The sequence below is a fragment of the Leucobacter musarum subsp. musarum genome, from assembly GCF_001273845.1.
Classification (GTDB): domain Bacteria; phylum Actinomycetota; class Actinomycetes; order Actinomycetales; family Microbacteriaceae; genus Leucobacter; species Leucobacter musarum.
The window spans coordinates 699,749-719,679 of record NZ_JHBW01000087.1 but is presented as its reverse complement, the minus strand read 5'-3'; the positions used below and the strand labels follow the sequence as shown (position 1 = coordinate 719,679).

The 19,931-nt window shown below is 69.1% G+C and carries 19 protein-coding genes; 17 read left to right on the top strand and 2 right to left on the bottom strand.

All coding sequences use genetic code 11. The features are described 5' to 3' along the window. The first annotated feature begins 4 nt into the window (after positions 1 to 4). From pheS to CH42_RS12245, 4 genes are read left to right on the top strand one after another with little or no spacing between them, the layout of a single operon-like run. Entirely contained in the window at positions 5 to 1,045 is a 1,041-nt protein-coding gene (pheS, locus tag CH42_RS12260) for a phenylalanine--tRNA ligase subunit alpha (RefSeq protein WP_053353402.1), read from the top strand. Next, complete coding sequence (gene pheT / locus CH42_RS12255; protein WP_053353401.1) at positions 1,045 to 3,654, top strand: phenylalanine--tRNA ligase subunit beta; 2,610 nt, start codon at positions 1,045 to 1,047, stop codon at positions 3,652 to 3,654. The genes pheS and pheT overlap by 1 nt, the downstream gene beginning before the upstream one ends. A gap of 38 nt (positions 3,655 to 3,692) precedes the next feature. Further along, positions 3,693 to 4,106, top strand: coding sequence for a VOC family protein (locus tag CH42_RS12250; protein WP_053353400.1), 414 nt, complete (start codon positions 3,693 to 3,695; stop codon positions 4,104 to 4,106). Beyond that, on the top strand, positions 4,103 to 4,858 hold the full coding sequence (locus CH42_RS12245) for an SDR family oxidoreductase (RefSeq protein WP_053353399.1): 756 nt from the start codon (positions 4,103 to 4,105) through the stop codon (positions 4,856 to 4,858). The genes CH42_RS12250 and CH42_RS12245 overlap by 4 nt, the downstream gene beginning before the upstream one ends. 6 nt (positions 4,859 to 4,864) lie before the next feature. Here CH42_RS12245 and CH42_RS12240 read toward each other — a convergent pair whose 3' ends face one another. Further along, positions 4,865 to 5,296, bottom strand: coding sequence for a VOC family protein (locus CH42_RS12240; RefSeq protein ID WP_053353398.1), 432 nt, complete (start codon positions 5,294 to 5,296; stop codon positions 4,865 to 4,867). 199 nt (positions 5,297 to 5,495) lie between these two features. Between CH42_RS12240 and CH42_RS12235 the strand changes: the two genes are divergently transcribed. The 8 genes from CH42_RS12235 to CH42_RS12200 all read left to right on the top strand — a co-directional run bounded on the left by CH42_RS12235 (position 5,496) and on the right by CH42_RS12200 (position 14,271). After that, positions 5,496 to 6,401: a VOC family protein gene (locus CH42_RS12235; protein ID WP_053353397.1), complete on the top strand. Its 906-nt coding sequence runs from the start codon at positions 5,496 to 5,498 to the stop codon at positions 6,399 to 6,401. Positions 6,402 to 6,460: 59 nt separating this feature from the next. After that, positions 6,461 to 7,192: a hypothetical protein gene (locus CH42_RS12230; RefSeq protein WP_239684035.1), complete on the top strand. Its 732-nt coding sequence runs from the start codon at positions 6,461 to 6,463 to the stop codon at positions 7,190 to 7,192. Then, positions 7,189 to 9,084 (top strand): YhgE/Pip domain-containing protein, encoded by a 1,896-nt coding sequence (locus CH42_RS12225; RefSeq protein WP_053353396.1) that lies wholly within the window; start codon positions 7,189 to 7,191, stop codon positions 9,082 to 9,084. Before CH42_RS12230 ends, CH42_RS12225 begins: the two co-directional genes overlap by 4 nt. Positions 9,085 to 9,167: 83 nt before the next feature. After that, positions 9,168 to 9,836, top strand: a complete 669-nt coding sequence (locus CH42_RS12220) for a GntR family transcriptional regulator (protein ID WP_053353395.1) — start codon at positions 9,168 to 9,170, stop codon at positions 9,834 to 9,836. Further along, the gene (locus CH42_RS12215; RefSeq protein ID WP_053353394.1) at positions 9,833 to 11,371 is read left to right on the top strand and encodes an MmgE/PrpD family protein; all 1,539 of its coding nucleotides are present in this window, start codon (positions 9,833 to 9,835) and stop codon (positions 11,369 to 11,371) included. The genes CH42_RS12220 and CH42_RS12215 overlap by 4 nt, the downstream gene beginning before the upstream one ends. Beyond that, on the top strand, positions 11,371 to 12,270 hold the full coding sequence (prpB, locus tag CH42_RS12210; protein ID WP_053353393.1) for a methylisocitrate lyase: 900 nt from the start codon (positions 11,371 to 11,373) through the stop codon (positions 12,268 to 12,270). The genes CH42_RS12215 and prpB overlap by 1 nt, the downstream gene beginning before the upstream one ends. Before the next feature lie 88 nt (positions 12,271 to 12,358). Next, positions 12,359 to 13,498, top strand: coding sequence for a bifunctional 2-methylcitrate synthase/citrate synthase (locus CH42_RS12205; protein ID WP_053353392.1), 1,140 nt, complete (start codon positions 12,359 to 12,361; stop codon positions 13,496 to 13,498). Beyond that, positions 13,495 to 14,271 carry an enoyl-CoA hydratase gene (locus tag CH42_RS12200; protein ID WP_053353391.1) on the top strand — a complete coding sequence of 259 codons (777 nt, stop codon included), beginning with the start codon at positions 13,495 to 13,497 and terminating at the stop codon, positions 14,269 to 14,271. The genes CH42_RS12205 and CH42_RS12200 overlap by 4 nt, the downstream gene beginning before the upstream one ends. A 7-nt stretch (positions 14,272 to 14,278) precedes the next feature. On the opposite strand, the gene CH42_RS12195 is transcribed toward CH42_RS12200, so the two are convergent. Next, positions 14,279 to 14,602 carry a putative quinol monooxygenase gene (locus tag CH42_RS12195; protein ID WP_053353390.1) on the bottom strand — a complete coding sequence of 108 codons (324 nt, stop codon included), beginning with the start codon at positions 14,600 to 14,602 and terminating at the stop codon, positions 14,279 to 14,281. A 116-nt stretch (positions 14,603 to 14,718) separates the two neighbouring features. Between CH42_RS12195 and argC the strand changes: the two genes are divergently transcribed. The 5 genes from argC to CH42_RS12170 all read left to right on the top strand — a co-directional run bounded on the left by argC (position 14,719) and on the right by CH42_RS12170 (position 19,927). Further along, positions 14,719 to 15,780 carry an N-acetyl-gamma-glutamyl-phosphate reductase gene (gene argC / locus CH42_RS12190; RefSeq protein ID WP_053353389.1) on the top strand — a complete coding sequence of 354 codons (1,062 nt, stop codon included), beginning with the start codon at positions 14,719 to 14,721 and terminating at the stop codon, positions 15,778 to 15,780. Beyond that, positions 15,777 to 16,934 carry a bifunctional glutamate N-acetyltransferase/amino-acid acetyltransferase ArgJ gene (gene argJ, locus CH42_RS12185; RefSeq protein WP_053353388.1) on the top strand — a complete coding sequence of 386 codons (1,158 nt, stop codon included), beginning with the start codon at positions 15,777 to 15,779 and terminating at the stop codon, positions 16,932 to 16,934. The genes argC and argJ overlap by 4 nt, the downstream gene beginning before the upstream one ends. Positions 16,935 to 16,941: 7 nt before the next feature. Then, positions 16,942 to 17,844 carry an acetylglutamate kinase gene (gene argB / locus CH42_RS12180; RefSeq protein WP_053353387.1) on the top strand — a complete coding sequence of 301 codons (903 nt, stop codon included), beginning with the start codon at positions 16,942 to 16,944 and terminating at the stop codon, positions 17,842 to 17,844. An 11-nt stretch (positions 17,845 to 17,855) separates the two neighbouring features. Beyond that, positions 17,856 to 18,377 carry a prepilin peptidase gene (locus CH42_RS12175; RefSeq protein ID WP_053353386.1) on the top strand — a complete coding sequence of 174 codons (522 nt, stop codon included), beginning with the start codon at positions 17,856 to 17,858 and terminating at the stop codon, positions 18,375 to 18,377. A 212-nt stretch (positions 18,378 to 18,589) separates the two neighbouring features. After that, on the top strand, positions 18,590 to 19,927 hold the full coding sequence (locus CH42_RS12170) for an ABC transporter substrate-binding protein (protein ID WP_053353385.1): 1,338 nt from the start codon (positions 18,590 to 18,592) through the stop codon (positions 19,925 to 19,927). The last annotated feature ends 4 nt before the right edge of the window (positions 19,928 to 19,931 follow it).

Below are 19,931 nucleotides of genomic sequence, written 5' to 3'. Positions count from 1 at the left end.
ACTCGTGGCAGACACGAATCCCATCACCCAGGAAGCGGCCGACGCAGCCGTCGAGGCCGCGCTCGCGGCCTTCGCTGCGTCAGGCTCCGTCGCCGAGCTGAAAGCCGCGCGCACCGCGCATGTCGGCGACGGTTCGGCCATCGCTCAGCTCAACGCGCAGATGCGCGCGGTGCCCAAAGATGAGAAGGCCGCGACCGGCAAGCTCATGGGGCAGGCACGCGGCCGCATCGAGGGCGCGTACCAGGGTCGCGAGAGCGATCTCGTCGCGCAAGAGGCCGCTGCGCGCCTCATCGCCGAGACCGTCGACGTGACCGCGGCGCCCGTGCGTCGCACCGCGGGCTCGCGCCACCCGTTGACGCAGCTGCAAGACGAGATCTCCGACGTGTTCATCGGCATGGGCTGGGAGATCGCCGAGGGGCCCGAGCTCGAGCACGAGTGGTTCAACTTCGACGCGCTCGGGTTCGATCCGGATCACCCGGCGCGCGCGATGCAGGACACGTTCTTCGTGGATCCCGCCGACCGTCACCTCGTGCTGCGCACGCACACCTCACCGGTGCAGATCCGCTCGCTCCTCGACCGTGACCTCCCGGTCTACGTCGTCGCGCCGGGCCGCACCTACCGCACCGACGAGCTCGATGCGACGCACACCCCGGTCTTCAGCCAGGTCGAGGGCATCGCGATCGATCGCGGTCTCACCATGGCGCATCTCCGCGGCACCCTCGAGCACTTCGCGCGCCAGATGTTCGGCGCCGAGGCAGAGATCCGTCTGCGCCCGAACTTCTTCCCGTTCACCGAGCCGTCCGCCGAGATGGACGTGTGGCAGCCGCACGCCAAGGGCGGCGCGCGCTGGGTCGAGTGGGGCGGCTGTGGCATGGTCGACCCGAACGTGCTCGCCGCGGCGGGCATCGACCCCGAGGAGTACCAGGGCTTCGCTTTCGGCATGGGCATCGAGCGCACGCTGCAGTTCCGTCACGACATCAACGACATGCGCGACATGGTCGAGGGCGATGTCCGTTTCAATCGTCAGTTCGGAGGACTGGTCTAATGCGCGTTCCGCTCAGTTGGCTCGGCGAGGTCGTCTCGCTTCCCGAGAACGTCACCCCCGAGCAGGTGCACGCCGATCTCGTGCGCGTGGGCTTCGAAGAGGAGTCGATCCGCCGCTTTGAGGTGACCGGCCCCGTGGTGGTCGGCGAGGTGCTCTCGCGCGAGCCCGAGGAGCACTCGAACGGCAAGACCGTGAATTGGTGCCAGGTGCGCGTCGCTCCCGAGGGGCTCGAGGCCGCCGATGGTGGAGCCGACGTGCGCGGCATTGTCTGCGGCGCACACAACTTCGAGGCCGGTGACAAGGTCGTCGTCTCGCTGCCTGGCGCCGTGCTGCCCGGAGGATTCGAGATCTCCGCGCGCAAGACCTACGGGCACACGTCAGACGGCATGATCGCCTCGGCGCGCGAGCTCTCGCTCGGCGACGACCACGACGGCATCATCGTGCTGTCGCGCCTCGGGCTCGACCCCGAGGTCGGCGCAGACGCGAAGGCGCTGCTCGGGCTCTCTGACACGGCGGTGGAGATCAACGTCACCCCTGATCGCGGGTACGCCTTCTCGATTCGCGGCGTCGCCCGTGAGTACGCGCACGCCACCGGGGCCTCGTTCACCGACCCGGCGTCAACCGTGACGCCCGTGTCGGCGTCGGGTTTCGCCGTCGCCATCGACGATCAGGCGCCGATTCGCGGCCGCGTGGGCGCCAGCGGGTTCGTGACGCGCGTGGTGCGCGGCATCGATCAGTCGCGCCCGACCCCGCCCTGGATGGTGTCGCGCCTGCAGCTCGCGGGCATCCGCTCGCTCTCGCTCGAGGTCGACATCTCCAACTACGTGATGCTCGAACTCGGCCAGCCGCTGCACGCTTACGATCTCGCAAAGCTCACCGGTGGCATCACCGTGCGCCGTGCCGCCGCGGGCGAGACGCTCGTCACACTCGACGGTCAAGAGCGCACGCTGCACGTCGAAGATCTCGTCATCACCGACGAGTCTGGGGTCATCGGGCTCGCTGGCGTCATGGGCGGCGAATCGACGAAGGCCGACGCCTCGACCGTCGACGTGCTCGTCGAGGCCGCCACGTTTGATCCGGTGTCGATTGCGCGCACCGCGCGTCGCCACAAGCTGCCGAGCGAGGCGTCGAAGCGCTTCGAGCGCGGGGTCGACCCGCTCGTGGCGCGCGCCGCCGCACAGCGCATGGTCGATCTGCTTGTCGAACTCGCCGGCGGCACCGCTGACGCGCTGGGTTCTGAACTCGTCGCCGACTGGCAGCCTGCCGAGGTGCGGCTGCCCCTGGCGCGGGTCAACGGGCTGCTCGGCACGGACTACACCGACGATGAGGCGCGTGTCGCGATCCAGACGATCGGCTGCAGCATCACCGCCGACACCGACGGCGTGCTCGTGGTGACCGTCCCCAGCTGGCGCTCGGATCTCAGTCGCCCGGCCGACCTGGTCGAAGAGGTGGCGCGCATCGTCGGCTACGATCGCATTCCGTCGGTGCTGCCGATCGCACCCGCCGGTCGCGGGCTCACGCGCGAGCAGCGCCTCCGTCGCCGCGCCGCCGACACGATCACTGCGGCCGGCCTGGACGAGGTGCAGAGCTACCCCTTCGTCTCACGTTCGCAGCTCGACGCGTTCGGCGCGGGTGCCGAGCTGCAGACCGCGGAGTCGGCAGCCGTTGCAGCAGACTCCGCTGCTGCACCGATAGCGGCGATCAAGCTGGCGAACGCGCTCGACGCGCAGTCGCCATTCCTGCGCCGCTCGCTGCTGCCGGGTCTCGTCACCGCGGCCCAGCGCAACGTGTCGCGCGGGCTCACCGACCTCGGTCTGGTCGAGTTCGGGCTCGTGTTCGAACCGCGAGCGACCGGCGAAGCGCTGGGCACGCAGTCCGTTCCGCCGCTTGCGGAGCGCCCCTCGGCAGAGGTTCTGGCCGAGGTGAACGCCTCGATTCCGTCGCAGCCGCGCCGCGCCGCCGGCCTGTTACTCGGCGACGCAGTTGCGAAACAGCCGGGCGAGGCGCCCCGTGCGTTCGACTGGAGCGACGCACTGGACGCGGCGCGCACGATTGCCGGCGCGGTCTCGGCCGAGCTCGTGGTCGCGCAGGGCGCGCACCGTGCCTTCCACCCGGGCCGCACCGCCGAATTGGCGATCCGCGTGACCGACGGTTCCGATGTCGACGGTGACGAGGGTGGCCTCGTCGTCGTGGGCGTCGCCGGCGAGCTGCTGCCCGAGCTCGTCGCCGAGCATCACCTGCCCGGTGCCGTTGCCGCCTTCGAGCTCGACCTCGAGCGCATCATCGAGCTGGCCCCGCGCCAGCCCGAGACGGCGCAACTGTCGACGTATCCGGCCGCGACCCAAGACCTGACGATGGTCGTCGCCGAAGACATCGCCGCGGGCGACGTGCTCGCGGTCGTCGCTGCGGGGGCCGGCGAGCTGCTCGAGACTGCGCGCATCGTCGACGACTACCGCGGTACGGGCATCGAGCCCGGCACGAAGGCGCTGACGTTCGCGCTGCGCTTCCGGGCCGAAGATCGCACGCTCAAGGCCGAGGAAGCCAGCGAGGCCAAGCTCGCGGGCGTCGCGGCGGCCGAGCTCGCGTTCGACGCGAAACTGCGCGACTAACGACGCGGCACGGCGTGCCCCGGGAACTGGAGGAAGTGATGGCGGGTCTGACCCCCTACCTGCTGTTCCCGGGCAACGCCGCCGAAGCGCTCGCGCACTACCGTACGGTGTTCGGCGGTGAGCTGCAGTCGCACACCTTCGCCGAGTTCGGGCGCAAAGACGGCCCTGGCGACGCGATCGCCCACGCCACGCTCACCGGTCCCGTCACGGTGTACGCCGCCGATGCCGGGCCTGACGAAGACGCCGTGCACATGGGCGGGATGTTCTTCGCCTTGCTCGGCGCCGCGGAACCCGAGACACTGCACCGCTGGTTCGACGAGCTGGGGGCCACCGGTCGGGTGATCCTTCCGCTCGAATCGCGCCCCTGGGGTGCGAGCGACGGCCAGGTCGTCGACCAGTTCGGAGTTCGGTGGTTGATCGGATACGACGCCGAGACAGGAGCACGCGCGTGAGTATCATCGCAGTAGCCGGCGGCACCGGCACGGTCGGCACCCACGTGGTTGAGGTGGCTCGTGAGCAGGGCTTCGACGTGCGCGTGCTGTCTCGTGCGAGCGGCGTCGATCTGGTGTCGGGCGCTGGCCTCGACCTCACCGGCGTCGACGCGGTGATCGATGCGTCGGGCACGACCACGACGTCGGCCGCGAAGTCACGAGCATTCTTCGCCGCAGCGAGCGCTGCGCTGCTGGCGGCGGGCGCCGCTGCGGGCGTGCGCCACCATGTCGCGCTGTCGATCGTGGGCGTCGATCGCGCCCCGCACGGCTACTACGCCGGGAAGGCCGTGCAGGAGACTGCGGTGACCGCCGGCACAGTGCCCTGGAGCGTGCTGCGCGCGACCCAGTTCCACGAGTTCGCGGCGCAGATGATCGACCGCATGCGGCTCGGCCCGTGGGTTGGCGCGCCCGCCATGCGCTCGCAACCGATCGCCGCGCGCACCGTGGCCGAGCACCTGGTCGCGCTTGCGGTGGGGGAGCCCGTCGGGCTCGCGCCCGATCTGGTCGGCCCCCGCGAGGAGCGGATGGCGCAGATGATGCGGGCGCTGCTCGCACACCGCGGGGACGGCGCGCGCGTGATCGAGCTGCCGCTGCCGGGCGGGTTCGGCCGGGCGCTCCGAGACGGCAGCATCCTACCGAGCGACCCCGCCCATGCCGAGATCGCGGGGCCCGCCTTCGACGCGTGGCTCAGTGCGCAGCCGACGCGATCCTGACCGCGTTCAGTCTGCAGCCTTCGGCGCGAGACTGAACATCCACGGCACGCCGAATCGGTCTTCGAGCATGCCGAACGTGTCACCCCACGGCGCCTGAGCGAACGGCTCACGAATCTCCGCGCCCTGCGAGATGCCGTCCCAGAGCGCGCGAATGCGGGCATCGTCGTCGCCCGAGATACAGACGGAGTTGCCCGGCTTGGCCGCGTCGGGAAGCTCCGACATCGACGCGGGGTAGTCGGCGGCCATGATCGTGAGACCATCGGGGGTGTCGATCTGGCCGTGCATGATCTTCTCGGCCTCGGCCGGGTCGCCCATCATGCCGGGAATCGCGTCGTACTGCATGATGCGGATCTCGCCGCCGAGCACCGAGTGGTAGAACTCGAGGGCCTCGCGCGCGGTGCCGTGAAAGTTGAGGTAGGGATTGAGGCTGATGGACATGGGGTCTCCTTGCAGCTCGGGAGATCCGGAAGCGGACCTCTGCCCACATTGTGCCGCGCCACCCGCGAATTGTCACCGGTCGGACACCCGCTGACCCCTTGTCGCGGGGCAGCAGCGGGCCGATACTGGGAGCAGCGCGACGGTGCCCGGTACACGGATCGGGTGCGCAGCAAGGCAGCGGAGCCGAAAGGAACGGATCATGACCGACCAGTTCATCGTGCCGAACATCTGGTGCACGCGAAACGCGGAGGAGGTCGGTCAGTTCTACGCCGACGTGCTTCCCGACACCACGACCGAGGTCGAGTCGCGCTACCCGCAGACCGGGCTGCTCGATTTTCAAGAACCGTTCGCCGGGCTGCCGCTCACGGTCGCGGTGAACGTCGCCGGATACCGGTTGACCCTGGTGAACGCGGGCGACGAGTTCTCACCGAATCCGTCGATTTCGTTTTTTCTGATGTTCGGTGCGGATCGCTTCGGCAGCGTCGAGCAGGCGCGTGAGGCGCTTGACCGTGTGTGGGTCGGGCTGCAGCCCGGGGCGACCGTGCTGATGGCACTCGACGAGTACCCGTTCAGCGATTACTACGGCTGGGTGCAGGATCGCTACGGCGTGAGCTGGCAGTTGGGTCTCGCCGACCCGGTGCGCGACGACGGTGCTTTTGTGATTCCCTCGCTGCTCTTCGGCGGTGCGGCCCAGAATCGCGCAGGCGAGGCCCGAGCGAAGTACGCCGAGGTGTTCCCCGAGTTCGAGGCGGGCGGCGCATACCCCTACGGCGAGGCGCAAGGGCCGGCGACTCCCGAGGCGCTCATGTACAGCGAATTCCGCATTCAGGGGCAGACATTCGGGGCGATGGACTCGGGTGTCGAGCAAGATTTCTCGTTCACCTGTGGCGTCTCCCTCGAGGTGCACTGCGCCGATCAGGCGGAGATCGATCGCATCTGGGACGCGCTCTCGGCGGTGCCCGAGGCGGAGCAGTGCGGCTGGTTGGCCGACGAGTTCGGGGTGAGTTGGCAGATCGTCCCGGCGAACATGGGGGAGCTCATGGAACGCCCAAACGCGTTCGAACACCTGCTCCAGATGCACAAAATCGTCATCGACGACCTGTGAACTCGAACGCCCGTTCACCTGACGCGCGTGCGCGGTAAGAGAGGACTACACTCGCAGGGTTGAGGATCGAACAGGACGGAGACGGACTGATGCGGGTGCGGGCGACGGCGGTCAGCAAAGGACCGGGTGGGCGGGCGCTCCCGCCGAGCGATGTGACGATGTCATCGGGCACAGCGGTGTTCGTGGAAGCCGAGACGGCCCAGCGCCCAACCGTGCTCGGCCTGATCGTCACCGGGCGCATGAAGCCCGACAGTGGCGAGGTCGCGATCGACGACGTTCCTGACGCGAAGCAATTGCGGCGCCGGATCGCGCTTGTCGACGCCCCCGACGTCAGCGAGCCGCACAGCGACGTTCTGCTAGCCGACGTCGTCGCGGAGGAGCTCATGTTCGCGGGCAAGTTCGGCGGCCCTCCGGCGGTGCGCCGCGAGCTCGAGCGCCTGGGACTGCGCCATCACGCGCGGCTCCCCATCGGTGATCTCGCGCCGGGCGACCGGGTGCGGGCGCTGTGCGAGCTGGCGCTGCAGCGACCGGGCGTCGAGGGCATCGTGCTCGTGTCGCCCGACCGCCACGGGGGAGACCCCGAGGAGTGGTGGCGCACCGCCTGCGAACTCGCTGACGCCGGTGCCGCGGTGCTGGTGATCGCCGGCCGCGCCGCGCGAGCGGCAATCGCTGCGCACCCCGACGGGTGGGGCACGGGTGAAGTCATGCCGCTGCGCGAGTTCGTCGCGATCACCGAGGAGACGTCATCGCGCACGCGTGCGCTGACGCAGCACGTGGAGGATGAGGCGTGAAGATTCCGCAGATGATTCGGGCCGAGTTCGCGCGCCTGTGGGCGACGAAGATGGCGCGTCTCGCGTTCGTCGCGCTAATGTGCGTGCCGTTGCTCTACGGCGGCCTCTACCTGTGGGCGAATCAGGATCCCTACGCCAAGCTCAACCAGGTGCCCGTCGCGCTGGTCGTCTCCGATCAGGGCGTGAAGCAAGGTGACGACGTACGCGTCATCGGCGACGAGGTCGCGAAGAACCTCGTCGAAGACGGCAGCTTCGACTGGCACGAGGTGAGCGAGAACGACGCCGAAACGGGTGTGAATAACGGGGTGTACGACTTCGTCGTAACGCTGCCGAAAGACTTCTCGGAATCGCTGCAGTCGTCGCAGACGGACGACCCACACCGAGCCGAGGTCGTGCTCACCACGAACGACGCCAACAGCTACCTCGCGACCACGATCGGCGAGCAGGCGGTGCAGCGCATTCAGAAGCAAATCGTGCAGTCGGTGAACCGCGAGGCGGCGAAGTCGCTGCTCGACGGGATCGCGGAGATCCGTGGCTCGCTGATCGAGGCGCGCGACGGCGCCACGAAGCTCACCGACGGGGCGCAGAGTGCAGAAGATGGCGCCGGAAAGCTGCACGAGGGTGCACAGCAGGCGAAAGACGGCTCCTCGCAGCTCGCGACCGGTCTCGGCCAGTTGCGCGACGCGACCGCATCCCTGCCCGAGAACACAGAGGCACTCGCGAGCGGGGCGGCGCAGGTCGCCGCCGGGAACGCGACGGTCGCCCAGTACGGCCGCGATGCGGCCGGGCTCAGCCAGCAGGCCGTCGACGCGCTCGCGGGGGATCGCACCGCGATCCTGCAAGATCTGACCGATGCGGGGGTCGATCAGAGCGTCATCGACCGCGTGAGTGCGGCGATGGATCGGGTCGGCGGCGACCTCACGAACGTGAACGCCCAGGTGCAGGGCGCGAGCGCGCAGCTCGACACGCTCGCGAGCGGTGCGCAGCAGGTCGCCGACGGCTCGCGACAGCTCGCGGATGCCACGCCGCAGTTGACGAGCGGCATCTCCTCGGCCGCCGATGGTTCCGTGGCGCTCGACGACGGGCTCGCGCAGCTCGTCTCGGGTTCGGGAGAGCTCCAGGCCGGTCTCGGCACGCTCACCGACGGCGCCGGGCAGCTGCGCGACGGGCTCGCCGATGGCGTGAAGAAGCTTCCGGATAGCTCGGCCGAACTCCGTGCCGATCAGGCCAAGAACATCGCGCAACCGGTCGACGTGCAGACGAGTCGCGTGACGTCCGCGGGCAGCTACGGTGCCGGGCTCGCGCCGTTCTTCATGAGCCTGGCGGCCTGGATCGGCATCTATGCGCTGTTCCTGATTCTGAAGCCGGTTTCGCGTCGCGCGGTCACCGCGCTGCACACGCCGCTGCGCATCACGATCGCGGGCTGGGCCACGCCCGCACTGCTCGGAGCGACGCAGATGCTCGCGCTGTTCGCGATCGTGGCGTTCGCGCTGAGGTTCGACTTCTCGCACCCCGTCGCGGCCTACGGCACTATCGCGCTCGCGTCGGCGACGTTCGCCGCGATCATCCTCGCGCTGAACGTGTGGCTCGGCAGCGTGGGGCAGTTCCTCGGCCTGGTACTCATGGTGGTGCAGCTCGTCACCGCGGGCGGCACGTTCCCCTGGCAGACGCTGCCCGCTCCGCTTGCGACGCTGCACCACTACCTGCCCATGTCGTTCGCGGTCGACGGGCTGCGGCAGCTCATGTACGGCGGTGATCTCGCCGACGCGGCCAGTGAGGCGTTGAAGCTCGGCCTGGTGCTCGTGATCGCGGTGCTGATCTCGGCGCTCGGGGTAGCGAAGACGTTGCGCTCGCGCACGCTGAAAGACCTGCAGCCCAGCCTGATCGGGTAGCGAACGCACGCGCTGCGTATACACTCGGCGAATTATGAGCCAGAGATCTGGCGCAATGGGGCTAGTTTGTATACGCTAGCGGTATGACGGGACCCAGCGAGCGCACGAGCGATCGGGTGTATCGCGAGCTCCTGCGCGACATTCAGACGGGGGCACTCCGCCCCGGCAGCGTGATCGGCGAGGTCGAGCAGGCCGCTCGCCGGGGCGTGAGTCGCACCCCGATGCGCGAGGCCATCGGGCGCCTGGTTGCCGACGGCCTGATCGCGCAGCAGTCCGCGCGCGTGCTGGTCGTTTCCGGCTTCGACGCCGGCGATGTGCGCGCGCTGTTCGAGACCCGGCGCGCGCTCGAAGAGGCGGCCGCCCGGCTCGCTGCCGAGCGCGGCGACCCGCAGGTGTTTCGCGAGATCGCCGACGCCTTCGATGCCGCGCACCCCGACGACGGGGCTGCGGGCACCGATGACTACTACGCGCTCATCGCGCGCTTCGACGCCGCAATCGATGCCGCCGTGCAGAACACGTACCTCACACAGGCTCTGCGCCCGGTGCGCACGCATTTGGTGCGCGCCCGCGGACTCGCCCGAGACAACCACGATCGGCTCATGAGCTCCGTCGCCGAGCACGCGCTCATCGCCCGCGCCATCGCCGACGGCAACGCCGAACTCGCCGCCCACGCCACGCACGTGCACCTGCATCGCGCGCTGACCTCGATCCTCACCTCAATCGCCGACACGGAAGAGAGTGCCTCCGCATGACCGTCACCCACCACGTTCGCGTGTACCGCAGCGATGAAGCGCTGCCCCGCGAGGAGCAGCTTGCGCAGAAGATCGCCCGCGTCGCCACCGATCCCGTCGAGGTCGATGCCGACGTCGTCGACATGATCATCAACCGCATCATCGACAACGCCTCTGTCGCGGCGGCGTCGCTGACCCGCGCCCCGATTGTCTCGGCGCGTGCTCAGGCGCTCGCGCACCCGGTGTCGCGCGGCGGTGCGGGCAGCTCGATCTTCGGCCTGGCGGGCGCGGGAGCGGATGCGGCGCTCACGAGCCCCGAGTGGGCGGCGTGGGCGAACGGGGTCGCGGTGCGCGAGCTTGACTACCACGACACCTTCCTCGCCGCCGAGTACTCGCACCCCGGCGACAACATTCCGCCGATCCTCGCCGTCGCGCAGCACGTCGATGCTGACGGGCGCGCGCTGGTACGGGGCATCGCGACCGGATACGAGATTCAGATGGACCTGGTGCGCGCCATCTGCCTGCACCGCCACAAGATCGACCACGTCGCGCACCTCGGGCCGTCGGCCGCCGCTGGTATCGGCACGCTGCTCGGCCTCGAGACGTCAGTGGTTGCCCAAGCCGTCGCGCAGGCGCTGCACACGACCACCGCCACCCGGCAGAGCCGCAAGGGTGAGATCTCGACCTGGAAGGCGCACGCCCCCGCCTTCGCCGGCAAGATGGCCGTCGAAGCGGTCGACCGTGCGATGCGTGGCGAGACCTCCCCGTCGCCGATCTATGAGGGCGAAGACGGCGTCATCGCCTGGATGCTCGACGGCCCGACGGCCGCGTACGAGGTGCCGCTGCCGGCCGCAGGGGAGCCGAAGCGCGCGATCCTCGACAGCTACACGAAAGAGCACTCCGCCGAGTACCAGGCGCAGGCCTGGATCGACCTCGCCCGCAAGCTGCACGGCGCGCACCCCGAACTCGCCGACCCGGCGAACGTCGCGCGCATCGTGCTGCACACGAGCCACCACACCCACTACGTGATCGGCTCGGGTGCGAACGACCCCCAGAAGTACGACCCGACGGCCTCGCGTGAAACGCTCGACCACTCGATCCCGTACATCTTCACGGTCGCGCTGCAAGACGGCGGGTGGCACCACGTCGACTCCTACACGCCCGAGCGGGCCGGCCGCGCCGACACCGTTGCGCTGTGGCAGAAAGTCACCACCGCCGAAGACGCCGAATGGACCCGTCGCTACCACTCCGAAGACCCCGACGAGAAGGCGTTCGGCGGCCGCGTCGAGATCGAACTCGTCGACGGCTCCACCATCGTCGACGAGATCGCCGTGGCCGACGCGCACCCGCTCGGCGCGCGCCCATTCGTCCGCGACAACTACATCGCGAAGTTCCGGCTGCTCGCGGGGCCCGTGCTCGAACCCGCCGAGATCGAGCGGTTCCTGGAGCTCGTGCAGCGGCTGCCAGAACTCACCCCCGCCGAAGTGCGCGAGCTGAACATCGTCACGCGATCCGGCACCCTCGATCTCGCCGCCGCACCGAAGGGACTCTTCTGATGCTCTACGCCCAGACCCCCGCGCACGAGAAGCGCCGCGCCTTCCGCGAGCGCCTCGACTCGGGGGAGCTGCTGCGCTTTCCCGGCGCCTTCAACCCGCTCTCAGCTCGGCTCATCGAGCGCAAGGGATTCGACGGCGTCTACATCTCGGGCGCCGTGCTCTCGGCCGACCTCGGACTGCCCGACATCGGGCTCACCACGCTCACCGAGGTGGCGGGTCGCGCCCAGCAGATCGCGCGCATGACCGAGCTCCCTGCCATCGTCGACGCCGACACCGGCTTCGGCGAACCGATGAACGTCGCGCGCACCATCCAAACGCTTGAGGATGCGGGGCTCGCGGGCGCCCACATCGAGGACCAGATCAACCCGAAGCGCTGCGGGCACCTCGACGGTAAGGCGGTGGTCGACGAGAGCACCGCCATCAAGCGCATCCGCGCGGCTGCCGACGCGCGCCGCGACCCGAACTTTCTCATCATGGCGCGCACCGACATCCGAGCCGTCGACGGGCTCGACGCGGCGGTCGACCGCGCGAAGGCCCTCGTCGACGCGGGCGCCGACGCGATCTTTCCGGAAGCCATGCGCACCCTCGACGAGTTCGCCGCGATGCGCGCCGCGCTCGACGTGCCGATCCTCGCGAACATGACGGAGTTCGGCAAGAGCGACCTCTTCTCGACCCAGCAGCTCGCCGACGTTGGGGTCAACATCGTCATCTGGCCGGTATCAATGCTCCGGATTGCCATGGGAGCCACCGAACGCGCCCTCGACGAGCTGAACCGCGTGGGGCATCTCACCGGCAAACTCGGCGAGATGCAGCACCGCGCCGACCTCTACGAGCTCGTGGACTACGAGGCGTACAGCCGGTTCGACACCAACGTCTATACCTTCGAAGTGGAGCGATAGACCGGGCTATTCCGGTTCGCACCGAACCGCACTCGCCAGAGTCGCAGCAATCGCACGTCGCACGTCTCACGCCGCAAAGGAGCGCAGCATGGATGCAGAGATCAAGAAGGGCCTCGCTGGGGTTGTCGTCGATACGACGGCGATCTCGAAAGTGAACCCCGAGACGAACAGCCTGCTCTACCGGGGGTACCCGGTGCAGCAGCTCGCCGATACCCAGCCGTTCGAGGCCGTTGCACACCTGCTCTGGCACGGCGAGCTGCCCTCGGCGGAGCAGCTCGCGGAGCTGCGCGCGACCGAGCGCGTGCACCGCGCGCTCACGCCCGAGGTGCGCGCCGCGATCGACCTGCTGCCGCTCGACGCCCACCCGATGGACGTGGTGCGCACGGCGGTGAGTGCGATCGGGGCGATCGACCTCGCGGGCTCGGGGTCGGTGCTCGACGCGTCGGGGAGTGCGGAGCAGAACCTCGAGCGCGCCGTACGCCTCTTCGCGGCGCTGCCCGCCATCGTGGCCTACGGGCAGCGACGACGCCGGGGCGAGGCGGTCGTCGAGCCCCGAGACGATCTCGAGTACTCGGCGAACTTCCTCTGGATGACCTTCGGGAGCGATCCCGAACCGGTTGCCGTCGATGCGTTCAACCGCTCGATGATTCTGTACGCCGAGCACTCGTTCAACGCGTCGACGTTCACGGCGCGCGTCATCACGTCGACGCTCTCGGACTTGTACTCGGCGGTCGCGGGGGCGATCGGGGCGCTCAAGGGTCCGCTGCACGGCGGAGCGAACGAGGCGGTGATGCACATTCTCGACGAGATCGGGTCGGCCGACCGGGTGGTGCCGTGGCTCGACACCGCGCTCGCCGAGAAGCGCAAGATCATGGGCTTCGGGCACCGCGTCTACAAGCACGGCGACTCGCGGGTGCCGACGATGCGGGCGGCGCTCGACCAGCTCGTGGAGCACTTCGAGCGGCCCGACCTCGCCGAACTGTACGCGACGCTCGAGAGCGAGTTCGTGGCGCGCAAGGGGATCTACCCGAACCTCGACTACCCGTCGGGGCCGGCCTACCACCTCATCGGCTTCGACACCCTCACCTTCACGCCCCTCTTCATCGCGTCGCGGGTCACCGGGTGGACCGCGCACATCATGGAGCAGGCGGCGTCGAACGCGCTGATTCGACCGCTCTCGGCATACGACGGCCCGGCGGAGCGCAACGTGCCAGACTGGACCGCATGAGCGACTACACGACGATCATCGCTGAGACGCAGGGACGCGTCGCGACCATCACCCTCAACCGGCCCGAAGCGCTGAACGCCTTGAACGGCACGCTGGTGCGCGAGCTCATCGACGCCGCGACCGGGTTTGACGCCGACCCCGCGATCGGCGCGATCGTGCTCACCGGCTCGGCGAAGGCCTTTGCTGCGGGTGCCGACATCAAGGAGATGGCGGAGCTCGGTTACGCCGACATGCTGCTCGGTGGGCCGTTTCCGAGCTGGGGCGGGTTCGAGCGCATGCGCACGCCGCTGATCGCCGCGGTCGCCGGATTCGCGCTCGGCGGCGGCTGCGAACTCGCGATGATGTGCGACATCATTCTGGCCGCCGACACCGCGAAGTTCGGGCAGCCCGAGATCAACCTCGGCGTGCTGCCGGGCTTCGGCGGGTCGCAGCGCCTGCCGCGAGCGATCGGCAAGTACAAGGCTGCCGAAATGGTGCTCACCGGGCGCATGATGGGCGCCGAGGAGGCCGAACGCTCGGGTCTCGTCTCCCGAGTGGTGCCCGCCGACGAGCTGCTGGCCGAGGCCGCGAAGGTCGCCGAGACCATCGCATCGAAGTCGCTGCCCGCCGTGTATGCCGCGAAAGACGCGCTGCAGGCGGCGCAGGAGATGCCGCTCGCCGAGGGCCTGCGCTTCGAGCGCCAGGCGTTTGCGGCGGCCTTCGCGACCGAGGATCAGAAAGAGGGCATGCGCGCGTTCGCTGAGAAGCGCGCCCCCGAATTCCGCGGGCGCTAGTCGCGCCCTACGCGTCGATCTGCAGCTCGCCCATCGCGTCCCAGCCCGTGCCGTCGACCTGCCGCGAGATGATCTGCGGGGTCGAGACCAGGTGCGGGCGCATGGACTCGAGCCCGGCCGCGAAGTGGTCGGACGAGACGTGCGGGCCGGCGCCCTCGTCGGTGAACGCCTCGATCAGTACGAACTCGTTCGGAGTCTCGAGGCTGCGCGACCAGTCGAACCAGAGGTTGCCGGGCTCGGCGCGAGTCGCCTCGGTGAACGCGCGCACGATCTCGGGCCAGTGATCGACGCTCTCGGGCTTGACGGGGAATTTCACGGTGATGACGTACATACGGCAAGCCTATCGGCGGCCAGTCATGCGTCCACAGGTGTCATCCGTCGATCCGATGCCGCTCCGAGTGGTTGAATAGGAGCACGCGTGCTTGCCGTGCGCGGGAGAGGGAGACGATGACGATCAGCGTCGCTGTGGCGGGAGCCAGCGGGTACGCGGGAGGCGAGCTGCTGCGTCTGCTCGACGCCCATCCCGAATTCGAGATCCGCACGGTCACCGGGCATTCCTCCGCGGGGCGCCCGCTCATCGAATCGCAGCCGCATCTCCGATCGCTTGCGCATCTGACGCTGCAGCCCACCACGCCAGAGGTGCTCGACGGGCACGACGTCGTCTTCTTCGCGTTGCCGCACGGTGCATCGGGCGCGCTCACGGCGCAGCTCTCGAACGTTGGCCTCGCGGTCGACTGCGGAGCCGATCACCGACTCACGAGTGCCGACGACTGGGCCGCGTTCTACGGCGGGGAGCACCACGAGGCGTGGACCTACGGGGTGCCCGAGCTCATCGTGCGCCGCGACACCGGCGAATCTGGCCGTCAGCGCGAGGCGCTCGTCGGTGCGACGCGCATCGCGGCTCCCGGTTGCAACGCGTCGACGGTGGCACTGTCGCTCGCTCCCGGCATCGCCGCCGGCGTCATCGAAGCGCGCGACATCGTGAGCGTGCTCGCGGTCGGGCCGTCGGGTGCGGGGAAGGCCGCGAAGACGCATCTTCTGGGAGCCGAGCTCATGGGCACGGCGAATCCGTACGCGGTGGGGGGCTCCCACCGTCATATTCCCGAGATTCAGCAGGCGCTGCGCGGAGCGGGCGCCCGCGATGAGCCGACCATCAGCTTCACCCCGGTGCTCGTCCCGATGAGCCGAGGCATTCTGGCCACGACCACCGCGCGCATCGCGCCGGGGGTGACCGCCGCAGAGGTGCGGGCCGCCTGGCACGACGCCTACGGCGACGAGCACTTCGTGCAGCTGCTGCCCGAGGGCACGCTGCCGCGCACCGCAGACACACTCGGCGCCAACACCTGCCTCATGAGCGTCGTCGTCGACGAGGCCGCGGGCCGCGCGGTGATCGTCGCCGCGCTCGACAACCTCGCCAAGGGCACCGCGGGTGCCGCGATCCAATCGGCGAACATCGCGCTCGGCCTTCCCGAGCACACCGGCCTTTCCGTGAACGGAGTTGCACCGTGACCGTCACCGCACCCCAGGGCTTCCGCTCCGCCGGTATCGCCGTCGGCCTCAAGAGCACCGGCAAGCCGGATCTCGCGCTCGTGGTCAATGACGGCCCGTCGCGTGCGAGCGCAGTCGTCTTCACCACGAACCGCGCTCAGGCGAACCCCATCCTGTGGAGCCGCAAGGCAGCGCAGGGCGGCGCGGCTTCGGCCATCATTCTGAACTCGGGCGGGGCGAACTGCTTCACCGGCGACTTCGGCTACGAAACTACCCGGCTGACGGCCGAGGCCGTGGCGACGGAGATCGGTGAGACCGATGCCGAGCGGGTGCTCGTCTGCTCGACCGGGCTGATCGGTACCGGCGACCAGGTGTTCCGCGACAAGATCGTGGGCAACGTCCCGGCGCTCGCCGCCGCGCTCGCCGCCGACGACACGACGGTAGCGTCAGCGATCCTCACCACCGACTCGGTTGAGAAGACCGCGGTGCACCAGGGTGACGGATGGGTCATCGGCGCCATCGCAAAGGGAGCCGGCATGCTCGCGCCGGGTCTCGCCACGATGCTCGTCGTGATCACCACCGACGCGCTCCTCGACGACGCCGCACTCGACCGCGCCCTGCGCGCATCGACCGCGACCAGCTTCGATCGCCTCGACTCCGACGGCTGCATGTCGACCAACGACCAGGTCACCCTGCTCGCGAGCGGCGCCTCGGGGGTCGTGCCCGACGAGGCCGACTTCACGGCGGCGCTCGCCGCGGTGTGCGACAGCTTGGCCGCTCAACTGCAGGCCGACGCCGAGGGCTCGAGCCATGACATCGACATCGAGGTGCGCGGAGCAGCTTCGGCCGCCGATGCGGTCGAGGTCGGGCGATCCGTCGCCCGCAACAACCTGTTCAAGGCCGCAATCTTCGGCAACGACCCGAACTGGGGCCGCGTTCTGGCCGCGATCGGCACCACGCAGGCCACATTCGATCCGTACCAGGTCGACGTCGCATTCAACGGTGTGCGACTGTGCCACGCCGGTGCGCCCGACCGCCCGGTCGACGAGTGCGACTTGACGCCCCGGCGCACGCACGTCGAGATCGACCTGTTCTCGGGCGAGCACACGGCGACCATTCGCACGAACGATCTCACGCACGACTACGTGCACGAGAACAGCGCGTACTCGAGCTAGGAGCCTGATGTCCACGACCACGAAGCCGCTCGACCACGAGCGCGCTCGGGCCATGACCGAGGTACTCATCGAGTCCCTGCCCTGGCTGAAGAAGTTCCGTGACACCATCATGGTGATCAAGTTCGGCGGCAACGCGATGGTCGACGACCGGTTGCTCGAGGCCTTCGCTGAGGACATCGTGTATCTGCGCCACACGGGCATCAAGCCCGTCGTCGTGCACGGCGGCGGCCCCCAGATCAATGCGATGCTCGGCCGACTCGGCATCGAGAGCGAATTCCGTGGCGGCTATCGGGTGACCACGCCCGAGGCGATGGACGTCGTGCGCATGGTGCTCACCGGCAAGGTGAATCCCGAGCTCGTCGACCAGATCAATGCGCACGGCCCGCTGGCGGCCGGTACGACGGGAGAGGACGCGGGTCTCTTCGTGGGCCGTCGCCGCCCGCCGTTCGAGGTCGACGGCGAGCTCGTCGATCTCGGGCTCGTCGGTGACGTCGTCGACGTGCGCGTCGAGCCGGTGCTCGCGCTGCTCGACGCGGGGCTGATCCCGGTCGTGTCGTCGATCGCTCCCGATGTCGACCGCCCCGGTGACTCCCTGAACGTGAACGCCGATGCCGCAGCGGGAGCGCTCGCGAGCGCGCTCGGCGCCGAGAAGCTCGTCATTCTGACTGACGTGGCGGGCCTGTACGCCGACTGGCCCGATCGCGATTCGCTGGTTTCGTCGATCACGGCGGGGGAGCTCGAAGAGCTGCTGCCGAGCCTCGAGTCGGGCATGATCCCGAAGATGCGTGCTTGCCTGGACGCCGTGCGCGGCGGAGTGTCGAAGGCGGCCATCATCGACGGGCGCGAACCGCACTCGGTGCTGCTTGAGATCTTCACCGAACACGGCATCGGAACCGAAGTCACGCAGTAGCCGCCCTGCCGATGTACGACGTCGCGCACACCTGGGCGGTGATCGCTGGCGCACTCTTCGGTGCGTGGTCGATCGCGCTGAGCATCGTCGATATCCGCTCGCATCGACTGCCCAACCGGTGGGTGCTCGCGGCGACGGCGACCGTCGTGCCCGCGCTGCTGATGAGCGGCAGCACGCGTTGGATCGCCGACGCTTCGCGTGCACCAGGCGCTGGCGAACGCGCTGGCGCCACGGTACTGCTCGACACGGTCGCTGTAGCCGGAGCACTGGGGCTCGGGTTCTGGCTGCTGTGGCGCTTCGCGCCATCGGGTCTCGGCGGCGGTGACGTCAAACTCGCACCGCTCATCGGTGCGATGCTGGGATTCGCGGGCGGCTGGCAGGGAGCGCTGATCGGGGTGTTCGCCGCGTTCGTTGCCGCGGCGGCGTGGGGGCTCGTGATGCGCGCCCGTCGTCCGAGTGCTCGTGCCGCAGTGGCGTTTGCCCCGTGCCTGTGCCTGGGGGCATGGCTCGTGATCTGGATATTCGGGCAGTAATTGGGTCACCGCCCGGGTATTCTTCCGAATTTCGGAGCACGATGCAAGGGGCAGACAGACGCCCGACCCGCTCGATAGCGTGGCAAGCGGAGGCGAAGTCGCCACACCAGGCCACCTCTCCGCGTCTCCGCGCGGAGCGCGCACCCGGCGACCTCGCGTTCACGGCGCGGGAGGGGCCCGTGCCGGTTACGCATCGGTCGGATGGAGTTCTCATGCACACCACACGATTCGCGCGATCACGGACGATCCGCGCGACGACGGGCCTCGCGGCCGCGGCACTGCTGCTCACCGCGTGCGCGGGAGGCAACGGCGGCAGTTCGGGGGATGCCGGAGCCGGCGACGCCCCCGCGGGCGACGAGTTTGCCGGGACATCGCTCAGCGTCGCCGCGTCGTGGTCGGGTGCGGAGCAGAAGAACTTCGAGGCGGTGCTCGATGAGTTCAGCCGCCAGACCGGTGCCGACGTGTCGTACACGAGCTTCGGCGACAACGGCCCCACGTACATCAGCGGTCAGCTCGAGGGCGGTTCGCCGCCCAACGTCGCCGTGCTCGGCCAGCCGGCGCTGATGCAGTCGCTCGCTGCAGACGGCGACATCAAACCGGTCGCCGATGAGGTTTCGACAGCGGTCAACGACAACTACTCGCAAGACTGGATCGACCTGGGCACGGTCGACGATCAGCTCTACGGCGTCTGGTTCAAGGCCGCGAACAAGTCGACGGTCTGGTACAACGCCGATGTCTACGATGAGGCGGGCGCTGAGGCGCCGGAGGACTGGGATGGGTTCACCGAGCAGCTCGGGCTCGTCACCGATGCCGGCTACGCGGGCGTCTCGGTCGGGGCCGATGTGGGGTGGCCGCTGACCGACTGGTTCGAGAACGTCTACCTGCGCACGGCCGGGCCCGACAAATACGACCAGCTCACGAAGCACGAGATCCCCTGGACCGACGACTCGGTGAAGGAAGCACTCACGGTGCTCGGCGAGCTCTGGGGGAGCGACCTGGTGCAGCCGGGAGGCGATCAGCGCGACTTCCCGACGAGCGTCACCGAGGTCTTCGGATCTGACCCCCAGGCCGGCACGGTCTTCGAGGGCGACTTCGTCGCGGGCAACATCACCGCAGACGGCAACTCCACCGTGGGCGAGAACGCGCTGTTCTACGACTTCCCGTCGATCAACGGGTCGAAGCCGGCGGTCGTGGGCGGCGGTGACGTCGCGGTCCAGTTCGACGATGACGAGGCGACCACGGCGCTGATGGCGTTCCTCGCCTCGCCCGAAGCCGCGGAGATCTGGGTGCCGAACGGCGGCCTGACCTCCCCGAACACCGGGGTGGACACCTCGCTGTACCCCGACGACACCTCGCGCCAGATCGCCGAGGCGCTGACGGGCGCCGAAGATTTCCGATTCGATCTCTCCGACCTCGCCCCGAGTGCCTTCGGCGGCACGCCGGGCCAGGGCTTCTGGCAGGAAATGATCTCCTTCTACCAGAGGCCGGATGACGTCGACGGAGCTGCGCAGCGCCTCGAAGCTGCCGCGGCAGCCGCGTACGCGAAGTAACCGA